This window comes from Pseudomonas sp. SWRI81 (genome assembly GCF_014268545.1).
GTDB classification, from domain to species: domain Bacteria; phylum Pseudomonadota; class Gammaproteobacteria; order Pseudomonadales; family Pseudomonadaceae; genus Aquipseudomonas; species Aquipseudomonas hamedanensis.
The window spans coordinates 119,359-137,411 of the sequence record NZ_JABWQS010000010.1; the positions used below are offsets into that span (position 1 = coordinate 119,359).

At 60.0% G+C, this 18,053-nt stretch carries 20 protein-coding genes; 19 read left to right on the plus strand and 1 reads right to left on the minus strand.

Features of this window, described 5'->3' with window-relative positions; genetic code table 11:
- Positions 1-45: 45 nt before the first annotated feature.
- The 3 genes from secD to HU765_RS09330 all read left to right on the plus strand — a co-directional run bounded on the left by secD (position 46) and on the right by HU765_RS09330 (position 3,508).
- Positions 46-1,914, plus strand: a complete 1,869-nt coding sequence (secD, locus tag HU765_RS09320) for a protein translocase subunit SecD (protein ID WP_186619857.1) — start codon at positions 46-48, stop codon at positions 1,912-1,914.
- Positions 1,915-1,923: 9 nt separating this feature from the next.
- Positions 1,924-2,838, plus strand: coding sequence for a protein translocase subunit SecF (secF, locus tag HU765_RS09325; RefSeq protein WP_186619859.1), 915 nt, complete (start codon positions 1,924-1,926; stop codon positions 2,836-2,838).
- 121 nt (positions 2,839-2,959) lie between these two features.
- Entirely contained in the window at positions 2,960-3,508 is a 549-nt protein-coding gene (locus HU765_RS09330; RefSeq protein ID WP_039765699.1) for a glycine zipper 2TM domain-containing protein, read from the plus strand.
- 246 nt (positions 3,509-3,754) lie between these two features.
- Here HU765_RS09330 and suhB read toward each other — a convergent pair whose 3' ends face one another.
- The gene (gene suhB / locus HU765_RS09335; protein ID WP_016773320.1) at positions 3,755-4,573 is read right to left on the minus strand and encodes an inositol-phosphate phosphatase; all 819 of its coding nucleotides are present in this window, start codon (positions 4,571-4,573) and stop codon (positions 3,755-3,757) included.
- Positions 4,574-4,718: 145 nt separating this feature from the next.
- On the opposite strand from suhB, the gene trmJ reads away from it, so the two are divergent.
- From trmJ to hisS, 16 genes are all read left to right on the plus strand, one after another.
- Positions 4,719-5,489, plus strand: coding sequence for a tRNA (cytosine(32)/uridine(32)-2'-O)-methyltransferase TrmJ (gene trmJ / locus HU765_RS09340; protein WP_126366138.1), 771 nt, complete (start codon positions 4,719-4,721; stop codon positions 5,487-5,489).
- A 3-nt stretch (positions 5,490-5,492) separates the two neighbouring features.
- The gene (gene cysE / locus HU765_RS09345; RefSeq protein ID WP_186549095.1) at positions 5,493-6,269 is read left to right on the plus strand and encodes a serine O-acetyltransferase; all 777 of its coding nucleotides are present in this window, start codon (positions 5,493-5,495) and stop codon (positions 6,267-6,269) included.
- A 239-nt stretch (positions 6,270-6,508) separates the two neighbouring features.
- Positions 6,509-7,000 carry a Fe-S cluster assembly transcriptional regulator IscR gene (gene iscR, locus HU765_RS09350; RefSeq protein WP_016773323.1) on the plus strand — a complete coding sequence of 164 codons (492 nt, stop codon included), beginning with the start codon at positions 6,509-6,511 and terminating at the stop codon, positions 6,998-7,000.
- Positions 7,001-7,050: 50 nt separating this feature from the next.
- Entirely contained in the window at positions 7,051-8,265 is a 1,215-nt protein-coding gene (locus HU765_RS09355; RefSeq protein ID WP_186549097.1) for an IscS subfamily cysteine desulfurase, read from the plus strand.
- Positions 8,266-8,366: 101 nt separating this feature from the next.
- Positions 8,367-8,753, plus strand: a complete 387-nt coding sequence (gene iscU / locus HU765_RS09360) for a Fe-S cluster assembly scaffold IscU (protein WP_003227907.1) — start codon at positions 8,367-8,369, stop codon at positions 8,751-8,753.
- Between the two features lie 23 nt (positions 8,754-8,776).
- The gene (iscA, locus tag HU765_RS09365; RefSeq protein ID WP_186549099.1) at positions 8,777-9,100 is read left to right on the plus strand and encodes an iron-sulfur cluster assembly protein IscA; all 324 of its coding nucleotides are present in this window, start codon (positions 8,777-8,779) and stop codon (positions 9,098-9,100) included.
- Between the two features lie 8 nt (positions 9,101-9,108).
- A complete protein-coding gene (gene hscB / locus HU765_RS09370) occupies positions 9,109-9,630 on the plus strand; it encodes a co-chaperone HscB (protein WP_186619860.1) in 522 nt (173 codons plus the stop codon).
- A 51-nt stretch (positions 9,631-9,681) separates the two neighbouring features.
- A complete protein-coding gene (gene hscA / locus HU765_RS09375; RefSeq protein WP_024014218.1) occupies positions 9,682-11,547 on the plus strand; it encodes a Fe-S protein assembly chaperone HscA in 1,866 nt (621 codons plus the stop codon).
- Positions 11,547-11,888, plus strand: coding sequence for an ISC system 2Fe-2S type ferredoxin (gene fdx / locus HU765_RS09380; protein WP_016773327.1), 342 nt, complete (start codon positions 11,547-11,549; stop codon positions 11,886-11,888). Before hscA ends, fdx begins: the two co-directional genes overlap by 1 nt.
- A 14-nt stretch (positions 11,889-11,902) precedes the next feature.
- Positions 11,903-12,103 (plus strand): Fe-S cluster assembly protein IscX, encoded by a 201-nt coding sequence (gene iscX / locus HU765_RS09385; RefSeq protein ID WP_186619866.1) that lies wholly within the window; start codon positions 11,903-11,905, stop codon positions 12,101-12,103.
- Between the two features lie 87 nt (positions 12,104-12,190).
- The gene (gene ndk, locus HU765_RS09390; RefSeq protein WP_016773329.1) at positions 12,191-12,616 is read left to right on the plus strand and encodes a nucleoside-diphosphate kinase; all 426 of its coding nucleotides are present in this window, start codon (positions 12,191-12,193) and stop codon (positions 12,614-12,616) included.
- A 28-nt stretch (positions 12,617-12,644) separates the two neighbouring features.
- Positions 12,645-13,793: a 23S rRNA (adenine(2503)-C(2))-methyltransferase RlmN gene (rlmN, locus tag HU765_RS09395; RefSeq protein WP_186549103.1), complete on the plus strand. Its 1,149-nt coding sequence runs from the start codon at positions 12,645-12,647 to the stop codon at positions 13,791-13,793.
- 12 nt (positions 13,794-13,805) lie between these two features.
- Entirely contained in the window at positions 13,806-14,564 is a 759-nt protein-coding gene (gene pilW, locus HU765_RS09400) for a type IV pilus biogenesis/stability protein PilW (RefSeq protein WP_186549106.1), read from the plus strand.
- Entirely contained in the window at positions 14,564-15,604 is a 1,041-nt protein-coding gene (locus HU765_RS09405; RefSeq protein ID WP_186619867.1) for a RodZ family helix-turn-helix domain-containing protein, read from the plus strand. Before pilW ends, HU765_RS09405 begins: the two co-directional genes overlap by 1 nt.
- 3 nt (positions 15,605-15,607) lie before the next feature.
- On the plus strand, positions 15,608-16,717 hold the full coding sequence (ispG, locus tag HU765_RS09410; protein WP_186619868.1) for a flavodoxin-dependent (E)-4-hydroxy-3-methylbut-2-enyl-diphosphate synthase: 1,110 nt from the start codon (positions 15,608-15,610) through the stop codon (positions 16,715-16,717).
- Between the two features lie 22 nt (positions 16,718-16,739).
- A complete protein-coding gene (hisS, locus tag HU765_RS09415; protein ID WP_186549110.1) occupies positions 16,740-18,029 on the plus strand; it encodes a histidine--tRNA ligase in 1,290 nt (429 codons plus the stop codon).
- Positions 18,030-18,053: the final 24 nt, after the last annotated feature.

The following is an 18,053-nucleotide window of genomic DNA, read 5'->3' on the forward strand; positions in this document are numbered from 1 at the left end:
TCGACGGGGCGCGCAAGGCGCCCCGCGTTCATAACGGGCGGCGTGATGCTGAACAAATACCCTCTGTGGAAATACATTCTGATCCTGGCGGTGCTGGCGGTCGGTCTGATTTATTCCGCTCCCAATCTTTATCCTGATGACCCGGCCATCCAGGTCAGCGGTGCAAGCACTGCGCTGCAAGTCAATCAGGCTGATCTGGATCGTGTGAGCACGGCGCTCAAGGAATCCGGCATCAACGTCAAGGCTGCGACGCTGGCGGCCAACGGCAAGGGCGGGCTGATCCGTCTGAGCAAGGCTGAAGACCAGTTGCCGGCCAAGGATGTTGTGCGCAAGGCGTTGGGTGATGACTACGTCGTCGCGCTGAACCTGGCACAGACCACTCCGCAATGGCTGCGCAACCTGGGCGCGCACCCGATGAAGCTGGGTCTGGACTTGTCCGGTGGTGTGCACTTCCTGCTCGAAGTGGACATGGACAAAGCCCTCGATGCTCGCCTGAAAGTCTACGAAGGCGACGTCAAGAGTCTGCTGCGCAAAGAGAAGCTGCGCTATCGCAGCCTGCCGCAACTGGGCGGCGCCATTCAGTTGGGCTTCAGCGATGAAGATTCCCGCGAACAGGCCCGTGCGCTGATCCGCAAGAACTTCAACGATTTCGACATTGTTCCGGCCGACCTCAACGGTCAACCGGTGCTGCGTCTGGCGATGACCCCGGCCAAGCTGGCGGAAATCCGTGAATACTCCATCAAGCAGAACCTGACCACGGTACGTAACCGCGTCAACGAGCTGGGTGTTGCCGAACCGATCGTTCAGCGTCAGGGCGCCAACCGCATTGTGGTTGAGCTGCCGGGCGTGCAGGACACGGCCGAAGCCAAGCGTATCCTCGGCAAGACGGCCAACCTCGAGTTCCGACTGGCTGCAGAGCCGGGCGCTTCGAAAGCCACTTCCGAATCGTTCGAATTCCGTGAAGGCAACCGTCCTCCGGCGCAGATCGAACGTGGTCTGATCATCACCGGTGACCAGGTCACTGACGCCAAGGCCGGTTTCGGCGAGCACGGCACGCCTGAAGTGAACATCCGTCTGGATGGCCACGGCGGCGAGTTGATGAGCCGTGCGACCCGTTCCAACGTCGGTCGCAGCATGGCGGTGATTTTCATCGAGCAGCGTCCGGTCACCACTTACACCAAACAAATGGTCAACGGCGTCGAGAAAGACGTCGCGGTGCAGACGTTCAAGGAAGAGAAGAAAATCATCAGCCTGGCGACCATTCAGTCGCCGCTGGGTGCGCAATTCCGCATCACCGGCCTGAACGGCCAGGGCGAGTCGTCTGAACTGGCGCTGCTGCTGCGTGCCGGTGGTCTGGCCGCACCGATGTACTTCGCTGAAGAGCGCACCATCGGCCCGAGCCTGGGTGCTGACAACATCACCAAAGGTATCGATGCGTCGCTGTGGGGCATGCTGTTCGTGTCGCTGTTCATCATCGCCATCTACCGCTTCTTCGGCGTCATCGCTACCGTCGCGCTGGCGGTGAACATGGTGCTGCTGCTGGCTTTGATGTCGCTGCTCGGCGCCACGCTGACCCTGCCGGGTATCGCCGGTATCGTGTTGACCATGGGTATGGCGGTCGACGCCAACGTACTGATCTTCTCGCGGATTCGTGAAGAGATCGCCGCTGGCATGACTGTGCAGCGGGCAATCAACGAAGGCTTCGGCCGGGCATTCACTGCGATTCTCGACGCCAACCTGACCACACTGTTGGTCGGCGGCATTCTCTTCGCCATGGGCACCGGCCCGGTGAAGGGCTTTGCAGTGACCATGTCCCTCGGGATCTTTACCTCGATGTTCACGGCCATCATGGTGACCCGCGCAATGGTCAACCTGATCTTTGGCGGACGTGACTTCAAGAAGTTGTGGATTTAAGGGGCTGCCATGTTACGTACAATCAACTTCATGGGCGTTCGCAACTTCGCGTTCGGCGTCACGGTTTTTCTGACATTGCTGGCCTTGTTCAGCGTCGCCACCAAGGGCATGAACTGGGGTCTGGACTTCACCGGCGGTACGCTCATCGAGCTGACCTACGAGCGTCCGGCGGATGTCACCAAGGTGCGCGAGCAACTGGCGACTTCCGGCTACCACGACGCCGTCGTGCAGAACTTCGGTGCGACCACCGATCTGCTGGTGCGTATGCCGGGTGAAGATCCGCAACTGGGTCATCAGGTCGCTGAAGCGCTGCAGAAGGTCGGCGGTGACAACCCGGCGACCGTCAAGCGCGTCGAGTTCGTCGGCCCGCAGGTCGGTGAAGAACTGCGCGACCAGGGCGGCCTCGGCATGCTGCTGGCGCTCGGCGGCATCCTGATCTACCTGGCCTTCCGCTTTCAGTGGAAATTTGCGGTCGGCGCCATTGTTTCGCTGATTCACGACGTGATCGTGACCATCGGTATTCTGTCGTTCTTCCAGATCACCTTCGACCTGACAGTGCTGGCGGCAGTCCTGGCGATCATCGGTTACTCGCTGAACGACACCATCGTCGTGTTCGACCGCGTACGTGAGAACTTCCGCGTGCTGCGCAAGGCGACGCTGATCGAGAACATCAACATCTCGACCACCCAGACCCTGCTGCGCACCATGGCGACATCGATCTCCACATTGCTGGCGATCGCGGCGCTGCTGTTCTTCGGCGGTGACAACCTGTTCGGCTTCTCCATCGCGCTGTTCATCGGTGTACTGGCGGGTACCTACTCGTCGATCTACATCGCCAACGTGGTGCTGATCTGGTTGAACCTGACCACCGAGGATCTGATTCCTCCGGCCAACACCGAAAAGGAAGTCGATGACCGTCCATAACGGCGATCGTTTTTCCGGCTGTCAGCCCAAGAAAGGCGCGAGTTGAACTCGCGCCTTTTTTTATGCTCCAAGGCTGGGAGAAGCGCGGGCTTGTCCCGTATGTGATGGTCAGGAGGTTCATGTGAACAAGTCGATGCTGGTTGGTGCGGTATTGGGTGCTGTCGGTGTGACTGCCGGGGGTGCTGTTGCCACCTACAGCCTGGTTAAAAGCGGCCCTGAGTATGCGCAGGTACTGGCCGTGGAACCGGTCAAGACACAGATCAAGACTCCACGTGAAGTGTGCAAGGACGTGACGGTCACTCGTCAGGCGCCTGTGAAGGATCAGCACCAGATCGCCGGTACGGTGGTCGGTGCACTGGCAGGCGGTCTGCTGGGCAATCAGATCGGCGGCGGCACCGGCAAGAAAATTGCCACGGTAGCCGGTGCGGTCGGTGGCGGTTACGCCGGTAACAAGGTGCAGGAGGGCATGCAGGAGCGTGACACCTACACCACCACGCAAACCCGCTGCAATACGGTCAATGACATCAGCGACAAGGTGGTCGGTTACGACGTGCGCTATTCGCTCGATGGCAAGGAAGGCAAAGTGCGGATGGATCGCGATCCGGGCAACCAGATTCCGGTCGACAAGGAAGGCAAGCTGATCCTGTCGCAGAATGAGCCGGGTCAGTAACGACCGACTGGTTTACAAGAAGCACCCTGCGGGGTGCTTTTTTTGTGCCTGCGATTCAAGCAACACCGCAATCCCCTTGTAGGAGTGAGCCTGCTCGCGATAGCTATTTATCATTCAAAACAAGTGGTGGCTGAAACACCGCTATCGCGAGCAGGCTCACTCCTACATTGGGTTTGTGGTGTGTCAGGCAAATTGCAGGCATAAAAAAAGCACCCCGAAAGGTGCTTTTGTGGTTCCGCAAAAAGCTTAACGCTTCAGCGAAGCCGGCAGGTGCGGCTGAATCGCCGTCAGGACTGCCTTGAAGCATTTGGTGTTGCCGGCAACGATGTGACCTTTTTCCAGGAAGTCGTGACCGCCGGTGAAGTCGCTCACCAGGCCGCCGGCTTCTTGAATCAACAGGGCGCCTGCAGCCATGTCCCACTCGGACAGGCCCGATTCCCAGAACGCATCGAAACGACCGGCAGCTACATAAGCCAGGTCCAGGCTCGCCGAACCGGCGCGGCGGATGCCGGCAGTCTGGCCAACCAGGGCGCGGAACATGCCCAGGTAGTTGTCGAGGTTGTCCATCTGATCGTCACGGAACGGGAAGCCAGTGCCGAGCAGGGCGCCGTCGAGGCTGGTGCGACCGCTGACGCGCAGGCGACGGCCGTTCAGTTGAGCGCCGCGACCACGGCTGGCGGTGAATTCTTCCTGGCGAACCGGATCCAGAACCACAGCGTGTTCCAGGCGACCACGGTATTTGCAGGCGATGCTGACGGCGAAGTGAGGAATGCCACGGAGGAAGTTGGTGGTGCCGTCCAGTGGATCGATGATCCACAGGTACTCTTCGCCTTCGATGCCGGTGCCGGCGTGCAGGCCGGTCTCTTCACCCTGGATCGAGTGATTCGGGTAAGCCTTGCGCAGGGCATCGATGATTTTCTGTTCAGCGGCGCGATCGACCTCGGATACATAATCCTTGGCGTCTTTTTCGTCGACCTTGATGGTATCCAGGCGCTCGATGGAGCGGAAGATCAGTTCACTGGCGCTGCGGGCGGCGCGCAGCGCGATATTCAGCATGGGCTGCATGGATGTGTCACCTAAGGTTGTTAAAGAAAGCCGCGCATTCTATCAGAACTTTTCTTCAGGTGAAGGACGCTGTTCGCTTTCATAGCTTAACGGTAGGCTGTTCTGTAAGATTTGCCCCCCTTTCCTGTGTCCGAGAGCGCCTCCCTTGCTGCAGAACATTCGTGTCGTCCTGGTCAATACCAGCCACCCCGGCAACATCGGCGGGGCCGCGCGCGCCATGAAAAACATGGGTCTGTCGCGACTGGTGCTGGTCGAACCGCGGCTCTTCCCGCATCACGAGGCCGATGCCCGCGCCTCCGGTGCCGGGGATATCCTTGAAAATGCGCAAGTCGTCGCCACCTTGGAAGATGCGCTGGTCGGCTGCAATCTGGTGCTTGGTACTAGCGCCCGTGACCGGCGTATCCCCTGGCCGCTGCTCGATCCGCGCGAATGCGGCAGCAAAGTGGTCGAGGAAGCCGGGCAGGGCGCAGAAATTGCCCTGGTGTTCGGCCGTGAAGACTCCGGCCTGACCAACGAAGAGCTGCAGCGATGTCACTTTCACGTACACATCCCATCTGACCCGACGTTCAGTTCGCTGAACCTTGGGGCGGCGGTGCAGGTGTTGAGTTATGAAGTGCGCATGGCCTGGCTGGCGGCACAGGGTCAGCCGAGCAAGATCGAGAAAGAAGAAGTGGCCTCGGTGAAAAGTGCCGAGCTGGCAACCATGGATGAGCTGGAGCGATTCTATGAGCATCTGGAGCAGACGCTGGTCGCCATCGAATTCCTCGATCCGGAGAAGCCGCGGCATTTGATGGCGCGCCTGCGCCGGTTGTACGGACGCAGCTCGGTCAGCCGGGCGGAAATGAATATTTTGCGTGGCATCCTCACGGAAACCCAAAAAGCGGCCCGTGGCGAGCTTCTGAAGCGGAAGGACTAAATGATGTTTGAGCGTTTGCGTGAAGATATCCAGAGCGTATTCCATCGAGACCCGGCGGCGCGTAACGCTTTTGAAGTCCTGACCTGCTACCCCGGCATGCATGCGATCTGGATTCATCGTCTGGCCGGCATGCTCTGGCGCAACGAGCTGAAATGGCTGGCGCGACTGGTGTCGAACTTCGGTCGCTGGCTGACCGGGATCGAGATCCATCCTGGTGCGAAAGTCGGGCGGCGTTTCTTCATCGACCACGGCATGGGCATCGTGATTGGCGAGACCGCCGAAATCGGCGACGACGTGACTATCTATCAAGGCGTGACCCTGGGTGGCACCAGTTGGAACAAAGGCAAGCGCCATCCGACGCTGGGTGATGGCGTGGTAGTCGGTGCTGGTGCCAAGGTGTTGGGGCCATTCACTGTGGGTGCCGGCGCCAAGGTCGGCTCCAACGCCGTGGTGACCAAAGAAGTGCCGCCGGGTGCCACCGTAGTGGGGATTCCGGGGCGGATCATCGTCAAGACCGATGAAGAGCAGGACGCCAAGCGCAAGGCCATGGCGGAGAAGATCGGTTTCGATGCCTACGGTGTCAGTGAAGACATGCCCGATCCGGTGGCCCGCGCCATCGGCCAGTTGCTCGATCACCTGCAAGCGGTGGACGGTCGGTTGGAAGGGATGTGCGGCGCGCTGAAAGATCTGGGCAGCAATTACTGTGCGAAAGATCTGCCTGAGCTGCGCGAAGAAGACTTCGCCAGTGTGAAGGGCAAGGATCAGAGTCAGGCCAGTTAAACCGAGCCGTTGCTATCGCGAGCAGGCTCACTCCTACAGGGGAGCGTATTTCAAATGTAGGAGTGAGCCTGCTCGCGATGAACGATGGCTCGGTATCACTGGCTGTCCACAACCCGTCTTTGCTATAGTGCGCGCGCTCTTTTGCGGGTAAACCCGACTAAAGCACTAGGTCTTATAGTTGACTTAAATGCTCGGGAATTGCATACTCCCGCCCATTCCGAACTCCGTGGTAACTGTCCATGCGACTGACTACAAAAGGCCGATACGCCGTGACCGCCATGCTTGACCTGGCGTTGCACGCGCAGCACGGGCCGGTGTCTCTGGCCGATATCTCCGAGCGCCAAGGCATCTCCCTGTCCTACCTCGAACAGCTGTTCGCCAAGCTGCGCCGCAGCAACCTGGTTTCCAGCGTTCGCGGTCCGGGTGGTGGCTACCAATTGTCCCGCGACATGCAGGGCATTCAGGTCGCCCAGGTGATCGATGCGGTGAACGAATCGGTCGATGCGACCAAGTGCCAGGGCCAGGGCGATTGCCATTCCGGCGACACCTGCCTGACCCATCATCTGTGGTGCGACTTGAGCCTGCAGATTCACGAATTTCTGAGCGGTATCAGCTTGGCCGACCTTGTGACTCGCCGTGAGGTACAAGAAGTGGCCCAGCGTCAGGACCAGCGCCGTTGCAGCAGCAAGGCGCCACGCCTGGACAAGATTGAAGCGTCCGCCGTCGAATGACAGCCGAAGAGCTACCCGCGGCACGCCAGCCCTGATTTAGGAGATAGTCCATGAAATTGCCGATTTACCTTGATTACTCTGCAACCACCCCGGTTGATCCGCGTGTTGCGCAGAAAATGAGTGAATGCCTGCTGGTCGACGGAAACTTCGGTAACCCGGCGTCCCGTTCCCACGTGTTCGGCTGGAAGGCTGAAGAGTCCGTCGAAAACGCTCGCCGTCAGGTGGCCGATCTGGTCAATGCCGACCCGCGCGAAATCGTCTGGACCTCCGGTGCGACCGAGTCCGACAACCTGGCTATCAAGGGCGCGGCACATTTCTATGCCTCCAAGGGCAAGCACCTGATCACCAGCAAGATTGAGCACAAGGCTGTCCTCGACACCATGCGCCAGCTGGAGCGTGAAGGTTTCGAAGTGACCTACCTCGAGCCTACCGAAGACGGCCTGATCACCCCTGCAATGATCGACGCGGCACTGCGCGAAGACACCATTCTGGTGTCGGTGATGCACGTCAACAACGAAATCGGCACCGTCAACGACATCGCCGCCATCGGCGAGATGCTGCGCGCCAAAGGCGTGCTGTTCCACGTAGACGCCGCTCAGTCCACTGGCAAGGTCGAGATCGATCTGCAGAAACTGAAAGTCGACATGATGTCGTTTTCCGCCCACAAGACTTATGGCCCTAAAGGCATCGGCGCGCTGTACGTCAGCCGTAAACCGCGTGTGCGCATCGAAGCGACCATGCACGGCGGCGGTCACGAGCGCGGCATGCGTTCCGGTACCCTGGCGACCCACCAGATTGTCGGCATGGGCGAAGCGTTCCGCGTGGCCAAAGAAGACATGGCCGCCGAGAACGTGCGCATCAAAGCCTTGAGCGACCGCTTCTACAAGCAGGTCGAGCACCTGGAAGAGCTGTACGTCAACGGCAGCCTGACCGCCCGCGTTCCGCACAACCTGAACCTGAGCTTCAACTACGTTGAAGGCGAGTCGCTGATCATGGCGCTCAAGGATCTGGCGGTATCGTCCGGTTCGGCCTGCACCTCGGCGTCGCTGGAGCCTTCGTACGTACTGCGCGCCCTGGGCCGCAACGACGAACTGGCACACAGCTCGATCCGCTTTACCTTCGGCCGTTTCACCACCGAAGAAGAAATCGACTACGCCGCGCAGAAAGTCTGCGAGGCCGTTACCAAGCTGCGCGCTTTGTCGCCGCTGTGGGACATGTACAAAGACGGCGTCGATATCTCGAAGATCGAGTGGGCGGCACACTAACTATAGAAGCCGCCGGATACAGACCCTGTAGCGACGCGGCGATTTACGCAGCGCAGTTGCAGGGCCTCAAGAGCGGCCCTGATGAGTGAGGATTGAGAATCATGGCTTACAGCGAAAAGGTCATCGACCACTACGAAAACCCGCGCAACGTCGGCAAGATGAACGCGGAAGATCCTGATGTCGGCACCGGCATGGTCGGCGCGCCGGCGTGCGGCGACGTGATGCGTCTGCAGATCAAGGTCAACGATCAGGGCGTTATCGAAGACGCCAAGTTCAAGACCTACGGTTGCGGTTCGGCAATCGCCTCCAGCTCCCTCGCTACCGAGTGGATGAAGGGCAAGACCCTGGACGAAGCCGAAACCATCAAGAACACTCAGCTGGCCGAAGAACTGGCCCTGCCGCCAGTGAAAATCCACTGCTCGGTGCTCGCTGAAGACGCTATCAAGGCGGCTGTTCGCGATTACAAGCAGAAGAAAGGCTTGATCTGATCCGCGTTAGGTAAGGAGTTTCCATGGCTATCCAGATGACAGAAGCGGCTGCTCAGCATATTCAGCGCTCTTTAGCAGGGCGCGGTAAGGGCGAGGGTATCCGCCTGGGTGTTCGCACCACGGGCTGTTCCGGTCTCGCCTATGTACTGGAATTCGTCGACGAAGTGGGTGAGGAGGATCAGGTTTTTGAAAGTCATGGTCAGAAAGTGATCATCGACCCGAAAAGCCTGGCCTACCTGGACGGCACCGAGCTCGATTTCGTCAAGGAAGGGTTGAACGAAGGCTTCAAGTTCAACAACCCCAACGTGCGCGGTGAATGTGGCTGCGGCGAAAGCTTCAACATCTGAGGCTGGTCGTGGGTATTCCTTGTCATTTCGCTTTATTCGAGCTGCAACCGAGCTTCCGCCTGGATCTCGAGCAGTTGGCCACGCGCTATCGTGAGTTGGCGCGCGGCGTTCATCCTGACCGCTTTGCCGACGCTTCCGAGCGTGAGCAGCGCTCGGCGCTCGAGCAATCGGCGCGGCTCAACGACGCCTATCAGACGCTCAAGAGCCCGGCCCAGCGTGCACGCTATCTGCTGAAAATCAGCGGCCATGAAGTGCCGATGGAAGTCACGGTCCACGATCCCGAGTTTCTTTTGCAGCAGATGCAATGGCGCGAAGAACTCGAAGATCTGCAGGACAGTGCCGACCTCGAAGGTGTCGCGGTTTTCAAGCGTCGCCTCAAGGCCGCTCAGGAACAACTCAACGAAAGCTTCGCAGCCTGTTGGGATGATGCGGCACAACGCGAGCAGGCCGAACGCCTGATGCGGCGCATGCAGTTCCTCGACAAGCTCACCTACGAAGTGCGCCAGCTAGAAGAGCGCCTCGACGATTAACCCAGTGCTGCCCTGATTGCACGCCTGACAGACAGATAAGACCTGATCACCATGGCTCTACTGCAGATCGCCGAACCCGGCCAAAGTCCTCAACCGCACCAGCGCCGTCTGGCTGTGGGGATCGACTTGGGTACTACCAATTCGCTGGTCGCTGCGCTGCGCAGTGGTCTGTCCGAGCCGCTGGCCGACGCCAACGGGCAGGTCATCCTGCCGTCCGCCGTGCGTTATCACGCCGACCGCGTCGAAGTCGGCGAGTCGGCCAAGCTGGCCGCAGCCTCCGATCCTCTGAACACCGTGCTGTCGGTCAAGCGCTTGATGGGTCGTGGTCTGTCCGACGTCAAGCAACTGGGCGAACAATTGCCGTATCGCTTCGTTGGTGGCGAGTCGCACATGCCGTTCATCGACACTGTGCAAGGCCCGAAAAGCCCGGTCGAAGTCTCCGCCGATATCCTCAAGGTCCTGCGTCAGCGTGCTGAAGCGACTTTGGGTGGCGAACTGGTTGGCGCGGTGATTACCGTTCCTGCCTATTTCGACGATGCTCAGCGCCAGGCCACCAAGGACGCGGCCAAACTCGCCGGTTTGAACGTATTGCGTCTGCTCAACGAGCCGACCGCCGCAGCCGTGGCTTACGGTCTGGATCAGCACGCCGAAGGGCTGGTGGCAATCTACGATTTGGGCGGCGGCACTTTCGATATTTCGATTCTGCGTCTGACTGGCGGTGTGTTCGAAGTACTGGCCACCGGCGGCGACAGTGCGCTGGGCGGCGATGACTTCGACCACGCGATTGCCGGCTGGATCATCGAGAGCGCCGGCCTGTCCGCCGATCTCGACCCGGGTGCACAACGCAATTTGTTGCAAACCGCCTGCGCGGCCAAAGAAGCCCTGACCGATGCGGCCAGCGTTGAAGTGGCTTACGGCGACTGGAAAGCGCAACTGACCCGCGAAGCCTTCGATGCGCTGATCGAGCCGATGGTCGCGCGCAGCCTGAAAGCCTGCCGCCGCGCCGTGCGCGATTCCGGCATTGAACTGGAAGACGTCCACGCCGTGGTCATGGTCGGCGGTTCGACCCGTGTGCCACGCGTTCGCGAAGCGGTTGCCGAAGCCTTCGGTCGTCAGCCGTTGACGGAAATCGACCCGGATCAAGTGGTGGCCATTGGGGCCGCGATCCAGGCTGATACCCTGGCCGGCAACAAGCGCGACGGCGGCGAATTGCTGCTGCTCGACGTGATCCCGCTGTCCCTGGGGCTGGAAACCATGGGCGGCCTGATGGAGAAGGTGATTCCGCGCAACACCACCATCCCCGTCGCTCGTGCCCAGGATTTCACCACCTATAAAGACGGCCAGTCGGCCATGGCGATCCACGTCTTGCAGGGCGAGCGCGAGCTGATCAGCGACTGCCGCTCCCTGGCACGCTTCGAATTGCGCGGCATCCCGGCGATGGTGGCCGGTGCAGCGAAGATCCGCGTGACTTTCCAGGTTGATGCCGACGGTCTGCTCAGCGTGTCTGCCCGTGAGTTGGGCTCGGGCGTTGAAGCGAGCATACAGGTCAAGCCGTCCTACGGTCTGACCGACGGCGAAATCGCTAAAATGCTCAAGGATTCGTTCCAGCACGCCAATGACGATAAGGTCGCCCGCGTACTGCGCGAGCAGCAAGTCGATGCCCAGCGCCTACTCGAAGCCGTGCAGGGTGCTCTGGATGCCGATGGCGAGCGTTTGCTCGACGCCGAAGAGCGCATGGTCATTGAACTGCAAATGCAGGAACTGGCCGAACTGATGAAAGGTACCGATGGTTACGCCATCGAGCAGCAGACCAAACGTCTGTCGCAAGTGACCGATGCTTTTGCCGCCCGCCGCATGGATTTGACGGTGAAAGCCGCTCTGTCGGGGCGCAACCTGAATGAAATCGAGGATATCTGATGCCGCAGGTCATTTTTCTGCCCCACGAGAAGTTCTGCCCTGAAGGCATGGTGGTCGAGGCTGCGCCCGGCACATCGATTCTCGAACTGGCCCACGAACACCACATCGAGATGGAAAGTGCCTGCGGCGGCGTCTGCGCCTGCACCACCTGCCACTGCATCATCCGCGAGGGTTTCGACTCGCTGGAAGAAGCTGACGAGCTGGAAGAAGACTTCCTTGATCGGGCCTGGGGTCTTGAGGCGCAATCGCGTCTGGCCTGTCAGGCCATCGTCGGTGAAGAAGACCTCACCGTCGAGATTCCGAAATATTCGCTTAACCATGCGGCCGAAGCGCCGCACTGACTGGTAAGACTGTCATGAGCTACGGTTGGAATGATGTTCAACGCATTGCCGAAGAGCTGGCCGAGGCCCACGAGGGCGTCGATCCGTACTCGGTAGGTTTCGTCCGTCTGCAGCAGATGATTCTTGAACTGCCAGACTTCGATAGCACTTCTGGCCGTGTCGGCGAGAAGGTGCTCGAAGCGGTTCAGGAGCTTTGGGCCGCAGAATTGGACTGATCGTCTCGCAGGTTAGGCAATACCCAAGAACCCGCGTATAATTCGCGGGTTTAATTTTTCGCAAATTACCGTTTCTGGAGTTACACCATGGCTGTTCAACGTACTTTCTCCATCATCAAGCCTGACGCCGTTGCTAAAAACGTGATCGGCAAGATCACCACTCGCTTCGAAGACGCTGGCCTGCGCGTTGTAGCTTCGAAACTGAAGCAACTGTCCAAAGCCGAAGCCGAAGGCTTCTACGCTGAGCACAGCGAGCGCGGTTTCTTCGGTGACCTGGTTGCTTTCATGACTTCCGGCCCGGTTGTCGTTCAGGTTCTGGAAGGCGAAAACGCTATCGCTCGCAACCGTGAGCTGATGGGCGCTACCAACCCTAAAGAAGCAGCTCCAGGCACCATTCGCGCTGACTTCGCCGAATCGATCGACGCCAACGCCGTTCACGGTTCGGACTCCGAAGCTGCTGCCGCTCGCGAAATCGCTTACTTCTTCGCAGCTACTGAAGTAACCACTCGCTAAGCATTGCTTAAAGAGTGAAGGTGAATCCATGACGACATCGACTGTTAAAACAAACCTGCTGGGTCTGACCCAGCCGGAAATGGAAAAATTCTTCGACTCAATCGGGGAGAAGCGTTTCCGTGCCGGTCAGGTAATGAAATGGATTCACCACTTTGGCGTCGATGATTTCGACGCCATGACGAACGTCAGCAAAGCCTTGCGCGACAAGCTCAAGGCTATTGCTGAAGTGCGTGGTCCGGAAGTGGTCAGCGAGGACATCTCCAGCGACGGCACCCGTAAATGGGTGGTGCGCGTTGCGTCCGGCAGCTGCGTCGAGACCGTGTACATTCCCCAGGGCAAACGCGGCACGTTGTGCGTTTCGTCCCAGGCAGGCTGTGCCCTGGATTGCAGTTTCTGCTCCACTGGCAAGCAAGGCTTCAACAGCAACCTCACCGCCGCCGAAGTCATCGGTCAGGTGTGGATTGCCAACAAATCTTTCGGCAGCGTCCCGGCCACTGTCGACCGCGCCATCACCAACGTGGTGATGATGGGCATGGGCGAGCCGTTGCTGAACTTCGACAACGTCGTCGCCGCCATGCATCTGATGATGGATGACCTCGGCTACGGGATTTCCAAGCGCCGCGTGACCCTGTCCACCTCGGGCGTGGTGCCGATGATCGATGAGCTGGCCAAGCACATCGACGTGTCCCTGGCGTTGTCCCTGCACGCACCAAATGACGCATTGCGTAACCAATTGGTGCCGATCAACAAGAAATATCCGCTTAAGATGCTGCTTGAGTCGTGCCAGCGCTACATGTCCGCCCTTGGCGAGAAACGTGTGCTGACCATCGAGTACACCTTGCTCAAGGACATCAACGACAAGGTTGAACACGCCGTTGAAATGATCGAGCTGCTGAAGAACATTCCATGCAAGATCAACCTGATTCCGTTCAACCCGTTCCCGCATTCCGGGTACGAGCGGCCAAGCAACAACGCGATCCGTCGTTTCCAGGATCAGTTGCATCAGGCCGGTTTCAACGTCACTGTCCGCACCACCCGTGGTGAAGACATCGACGCTGCATGTGGTCAATTGGTAGGGCAGGTGCTGGATCGCACCCGTCGCAGCGAACGTTATATCGCCGTGCGCGAGTTGAGCGCCGACAGCGATCTGGCACAGAACGCCGCGAACACTAACTAAGAGAGGATCTCTATGTCCCTGCGCTTTGCGCTGCTGTTGCTGTTGGCCAGCCTGTGTGCTGGTTGTGTCCTGTCGGGTGACTACAACCCGATGAAGACCAGCAAGGGCCGCGATGAAGCGCGGGCTGCCTACGTGCAACTGGGGCTGGGATACCTGCAGCAGGGCATGACCGAGCGGGCCAAGGTGCCGTTGAAGAAAGCGCTCGATCTGGACAGTTCGGACCCAGACGCCAATGCAGCCCTGGGTCTGGTGTTTCAGGCCGAAATGGAGCCTGCACTGGCCGACGAGCACTTTCGCAAGGCCTTGTCCTCACGTCCCGCCGATGCGCGCATCCTCAACAACTACGGCAGTTTTCTCTACGAACAGCAGCGCTACAAGGAAGCCTACGAGCGTTTTGAACAAGCGGCCGCCGATACCCTGTATCCTGAGCGTTCACGGGTGTTCGAAAACCTCGGCATGACCGCCGCCAAGCTTGGCCAGCGTGATCTGGCGCAGCAACAGCTGGAAAAAGCCCTGCGTCTGAATCGCCAACAACCGCGCGCATTGCTGGAAATGGCTGAGTTGTCGTTCGAAGACAGGCATTATGTGCCCGCGCGTGACTATTACGACCGTTTCAGCCAGCTGACCGAACAAAATGCACGTAGCCTGTTGCTCGGCGTTCGGCTGGCAAAAGTGTTTGAAGATCGCGACAAGGCCGCCAGTTACGGCCTGCAATTAAAACGACTCTATCCCGGTACGCCGGAATATCAGCAATACCTGTCGGAGCAATGATGAAAGCGGCGCATCCCGAAGTTGTAGCAGCGAATCGCGTTAACCCCGGTGAGACTCTGCGCCAGGCCCGCGAAAGCAATGGCTGGTCGCTGGCCGAAGTGGCCCTCAAGCTCAACCTCACCGTGACCTCCCTGAGCAATCTTGAAGCCGGCGCGTTCGACAAGCTGCCGGGGCATACCTTCGCTCGCGGTTACATTCGCGCCTATGCCAAATTGCTCGGCATGGACCAGACCGTTCTGGTGCAGCAATTCGACCAGTCCACCGGCACCGATTCCCAGGGCAGCAACGTTCATGCCCTCGGCCGCATCGAAGAGCCGGTGCGGGTTTCCCACACCATTTTGCGCATTGTCAGCCTTCTGCTGCTGGTGGCGGTCATCGGCGGCGGTTTCGTCTGGTGGCAGGATCAGACGTCGCTGAGAAGCAAGGACCTGACCACGCTGGCGCCTGAACACGTCGAAGTCGAAGGCGCGGACGGCACCACCCAGATTCATCCGATCGACGAGCCGGAAGACCAGGCCGTCGCCGAGAATCAGGCCGACGGCTCCACCGCTCTCGCGCTGCCGCAGTCGGAAACCAGCGCCGAATCGACGGGCGCCGAGCCTGCCGCACCGGCAACCGGCGCCGCGACGTCTGCACCGACCGCACCGGCTGCTCCAGCCGCAACCCCAGCCGCTCCGGTGGTCGCCGCACCTGCGACGCCTGTCGCCCCGGCGCCTGCGGTGCCGAACGCGCCCGCGCCCGCCGTGACCGCCCCGGTGGCTCCCGCTCCAGCCGCGCCTGCCGCGGCGCCGGTCGCCGGCCAAGGCCAGGTTGCGGTGCAATTTGTCGCCGACTGCTGGACGCAAGTCACCGATGGCAGCGGCAAAGTCCTGTTCAGTGGTCTCAAGCGTAAAGGCGACAGCCTGTCCGTTGCCGGCAAGCCGCCTTTCGCCGTTCGCCTGGGCTATGCCCGTGGCGCACAGGTCAGCTACAACGGCCAAGCGGTCGATGTCGCTCCGTTCACCAGTGGCGAGACTGCTCGCCTGAAGTTGGGTCAATAAGTCATGCACGGCGAATCTCCAATCAAACGTCGCGAATCGCGCAAGATCTGGGTCGGTAACGTACCGGTGGGCGGCGATGCGCCGATCGCTGTGCAGAGCATGACCAACAGCGACACCAATGACGTGGCCGCCACCGTTGCGCAGATCAACCGTCTGGAAGGCGCCGGTGTCGACATCGTGCGCGTCTCGGTGCCGGACATGGACGCCGCCGAGGCGTTCGGCAAGATCAAGCAACTGGTCAAGGTGCCGCTGGTTGCCGACATCCACTTCGATTACCGGATCGCCCTGCGTGTCGCCGAACTCGGTGTGGATTGCCTGCGCATCAACCCGGGCAACATCGGGCGTGAAGACCGCGTGCGTGCCGTGGTCGATGCCGCCCGCGACCGTGGCATCCCGATCCGCATCGGCGTCAACGCCGGCTCGCTGGAAAAAGACCTGCAAAAAAAATACGGCGAGCCGACCCCGGCCGCGCTGGTCGAATCCGCCTTGCGTCACGTCGAACACCTCGAACGCCTGAATTTTCAGGACTTCAAGGTCAGCGTGAAGGCCTCCGACGTGTTCATGGCCGTCGAAGCCTACCGCCTGCTGGCCAAGGAAATCGTCCAGCCGCTGCACCTGGGTATCACCGAAGCCGGTGGTTTGCGTTCGGGCACAGTGAAATCCGCCGTGGGCCTAGGTATGCTGCTCGCCGAAGGGATTGGCGATACTATCCGCATCTCGCTGGCGGCCGACCCGGTCGAGGAAGTGAAAGTCGGTTACGACATTCTCAAGTCTTTGCATCTGCGTTCCCGTGGCATCAATTTCATTGCCTGCCCGAGCTGCTCGCGGCAGAACTTTGATGTGGTGAAAACCATGAACGAGCTGGAAGGGCGCCTTGAAGACCTGCTGGTGCCGCTGGATGTCGCGGTCATCGGTTGCGTGGTCAACGGCCCCGGCGAAGCCAAGGAAGCCCATATCGGCTTGACCGGCGGCACGCCAAACCTGATTTACATCGACGGCAAGCCGTCGCAGAAACTGACGAATGACAATCTGGTGGACGAGCTGGAAAGGCTGATCCGCCAGAAAGCGGCCGAAAAGGTCGAAGCTGACGCTGCGGTTATCGCGCGTGGCTGATCGAACGAATTAAGGAATCTTTGTGAGCAAGTCTCTGCAAGCCATTCGTGGCATGAACGACATCCTGCCCGAACAGACCCCGCTGTGGCGTTATTTCGAGAGCACTGTCGCGCGTCTGCTGGATAACTACGGTTACAAGCAGATCCGCATGCCGATCGTCGAGTTCACCGAGCTGTTCAAGCGCTCGATCGGTGAAGTGACCGATATCGTCGAAAAAGAGATGTACACGTTCGAAGACCGCAACGGTGACTCCCTGACCCTGCGTCCGGAAGGCACCGCGGCGTGCGTGCGTGCCGTGCTTGAACACGGTATTACCGGTGGTGGCCAGGTGCAGAAACTCTGGTACATCGGCCCGATGTTCCGCCACGAGCGTCCGCAGAAAGGCCGTTATCGCCAGTTTCACCAGATCGGTCTGGAAGTGTTCAACCTCGACGGTCCGGACATCGACGCCGAGCTGATCATCATGACCTGGCGCCTGTGGGGCGAGCTGGGTATCCGTGATGCGGTCAAGCTCGAACTCAACAGCCTCGGTACCAGCGAGTCCCGCGGCCGTTATCGTGAAGCGCTGGTCGAGTACCTCTCGGCGCACCACGACAAGCTCGACGAAGACAGCCAGCGTCGCCTGAAGACCAACCCGCTGCGTGTGCTCGACACGAAAAATGCCGACACCCAGGCCGTGCTGGTCGATGCGCCGAAAATGGCCGACTACCTGGACGACGAGTCCCGTGCCCACTTCGAAGGTTTGAAGGCGCGTCTGGATGCCGTTGGCATTCCTTACGTGCTCAACCCGAAACTGGTGCGCGGCCTCGATTACTACAGCAAAACCGTATTCGAATGGGTCACCGACAAGCTCGGCGCCCAGGGCACCGTCTGCGCGGGCGGCCGTTACGACGGTCTGGTCGAGCAGATGGGCGGCAAGCCGACCCCGGGCGTGGGTTTCGCCATGGGCATCGAACGTCTGGTCTTGATGCTCGAAACCCTGGAGCAGATCCCTGCGGAAATTTCCCGTCAGGTCGACGTTTACCTCTGCGCCTTCGGTGAAGAGGCCGAACTGGCCGGCCTGGCGCTGGCCGAACGGGTTCGCGATCAACTTCCAAACCTGCGCCTGCAAGTCAATGCCGGCGCTGGCAGCTTCAAGAGCCAGTTCAAGAAGGCCGACAAGAGCGGTGCGCTGTACGCGCTGATCCTCGGTGACGACGAAATGGCCGGGCAAGTGGTAGGTTTCAAACCCCTGCGTGGCCAGGGCGAACAACAAAGCATTGCCTGGGATGCGCTCGCCGCTCACCTGGCCACCTGCGTCGTGCAGGGTTGAAGCTGTCTTAACAGCCGATTTAGC

Excerpts from the sequence above, each read along its gene's own strand:
- secD (WP_186619857.1), top strand. The coding sequence starts at position 46 with ATGCTGAACAAATACCCTCTGTGGAAATACATTCTGATCCTGGCGGTG.
- secF (WP_186619859.1), top strand. The coding sequence starts at position 1,924 with ATGTTACGTACAATCAACTTCATGGGCGTTCGCAACTTCGCGTTCGGC.
- suhB (WP_016773320.1), bottom strand. The coding sequence starts at position 4,573 with ATGCAGCCCATGCTGAATATCGCGCTGCGCGCCGCCCGCAGCGCCAGT.
- cysE (WP_186549095.1), top strand. The coding sequence starts at position 5,493 with ATGTTTGAGCGTTTGCGTGAAGATATCCAGAGCGTATTCCATCGAGAC.
- iscR (WP_016773323.1), top strand. The coding sequence starts at position 6,509 with ATGCGACTGACTACAAAAGGCCGATACGCCGTGACCGCCATGCTTGAC.
- HU765_RS09355 (WP_186549097.1), top strand. The coding sequence starts at position 7,051 with ATGAAATTGCCGATTTACCTTGATTACTCTGCAACCACCCCGGTTGAT.
- iscU (WP_003227907.1), top strand. The coding sequence starts at position 8,367 with ATGGCTTACAGCGAAAAGGTCATCGACCACTACGAAAACCCGCGCAAC.
- iscA (WP_186549099.1), top strand. The coding sequence starts at position 8,777 with ATGGCTATCCAGATGACAGAAGCGGCTGCTCAGCATATTCAGCGCTCT.
- hscA (WP_024014218.1), top strand. The coding sequence starts at position 9,682 with ATGGCTCTACTGCAGATCGCCGAACCCGGCCAAAGTCCTCAACCGCAC.
- fdx (WP_016773327.1), top strand. The coding sequence starts at position 11,547 with ATGCCGCAGGTCATTTTTCTGCCCCACGAGAAGTTCTGCCCTGAAGGC.
- iscX (WP_186619866.1), top strand. The coding sequence starts at position 11,903 with ATGAGCTACGGTTGGAATGATGTTCAACGCATTGCCGAAGAGCTGGCC.
- ndk (WP_016773329.1), top strand. The coding sequence starts at position 12,191 with ATGGCTGTTCAACGTACTTTCTCCATCATCAAGCCTGACGCCGTTGCT.
- rlmN (WP_186549103.1), top strand. The coding sequence starts at position 12,645 with ATGACGACATCGACTGTTAAAACAAACCTGCTGGGTCTGACCCAGCCG.
- pilW (WP_186549106.1), top strand. The coding sequence starts at position 13,806 with ATGTCCCTGCGCTTTGCGCTGCTGTTGCTGTTGGCCAGCCTGTGTGCT.
- HU765_RS09405 (WP_186619867.1), top strand. The coding sequence starts at position 14,564 with ATGAAAGCGGCGCATCCCGAAGTTGTAGCAGCGAATCGCGTTAACCCC.
- ispG (WP_186619868.1), top strand. The coding sequence starts at position 15,608 with ATGCACGGCGAATCTCCAATCAAACGTCGCGAATCGCGCAAGATCTGG.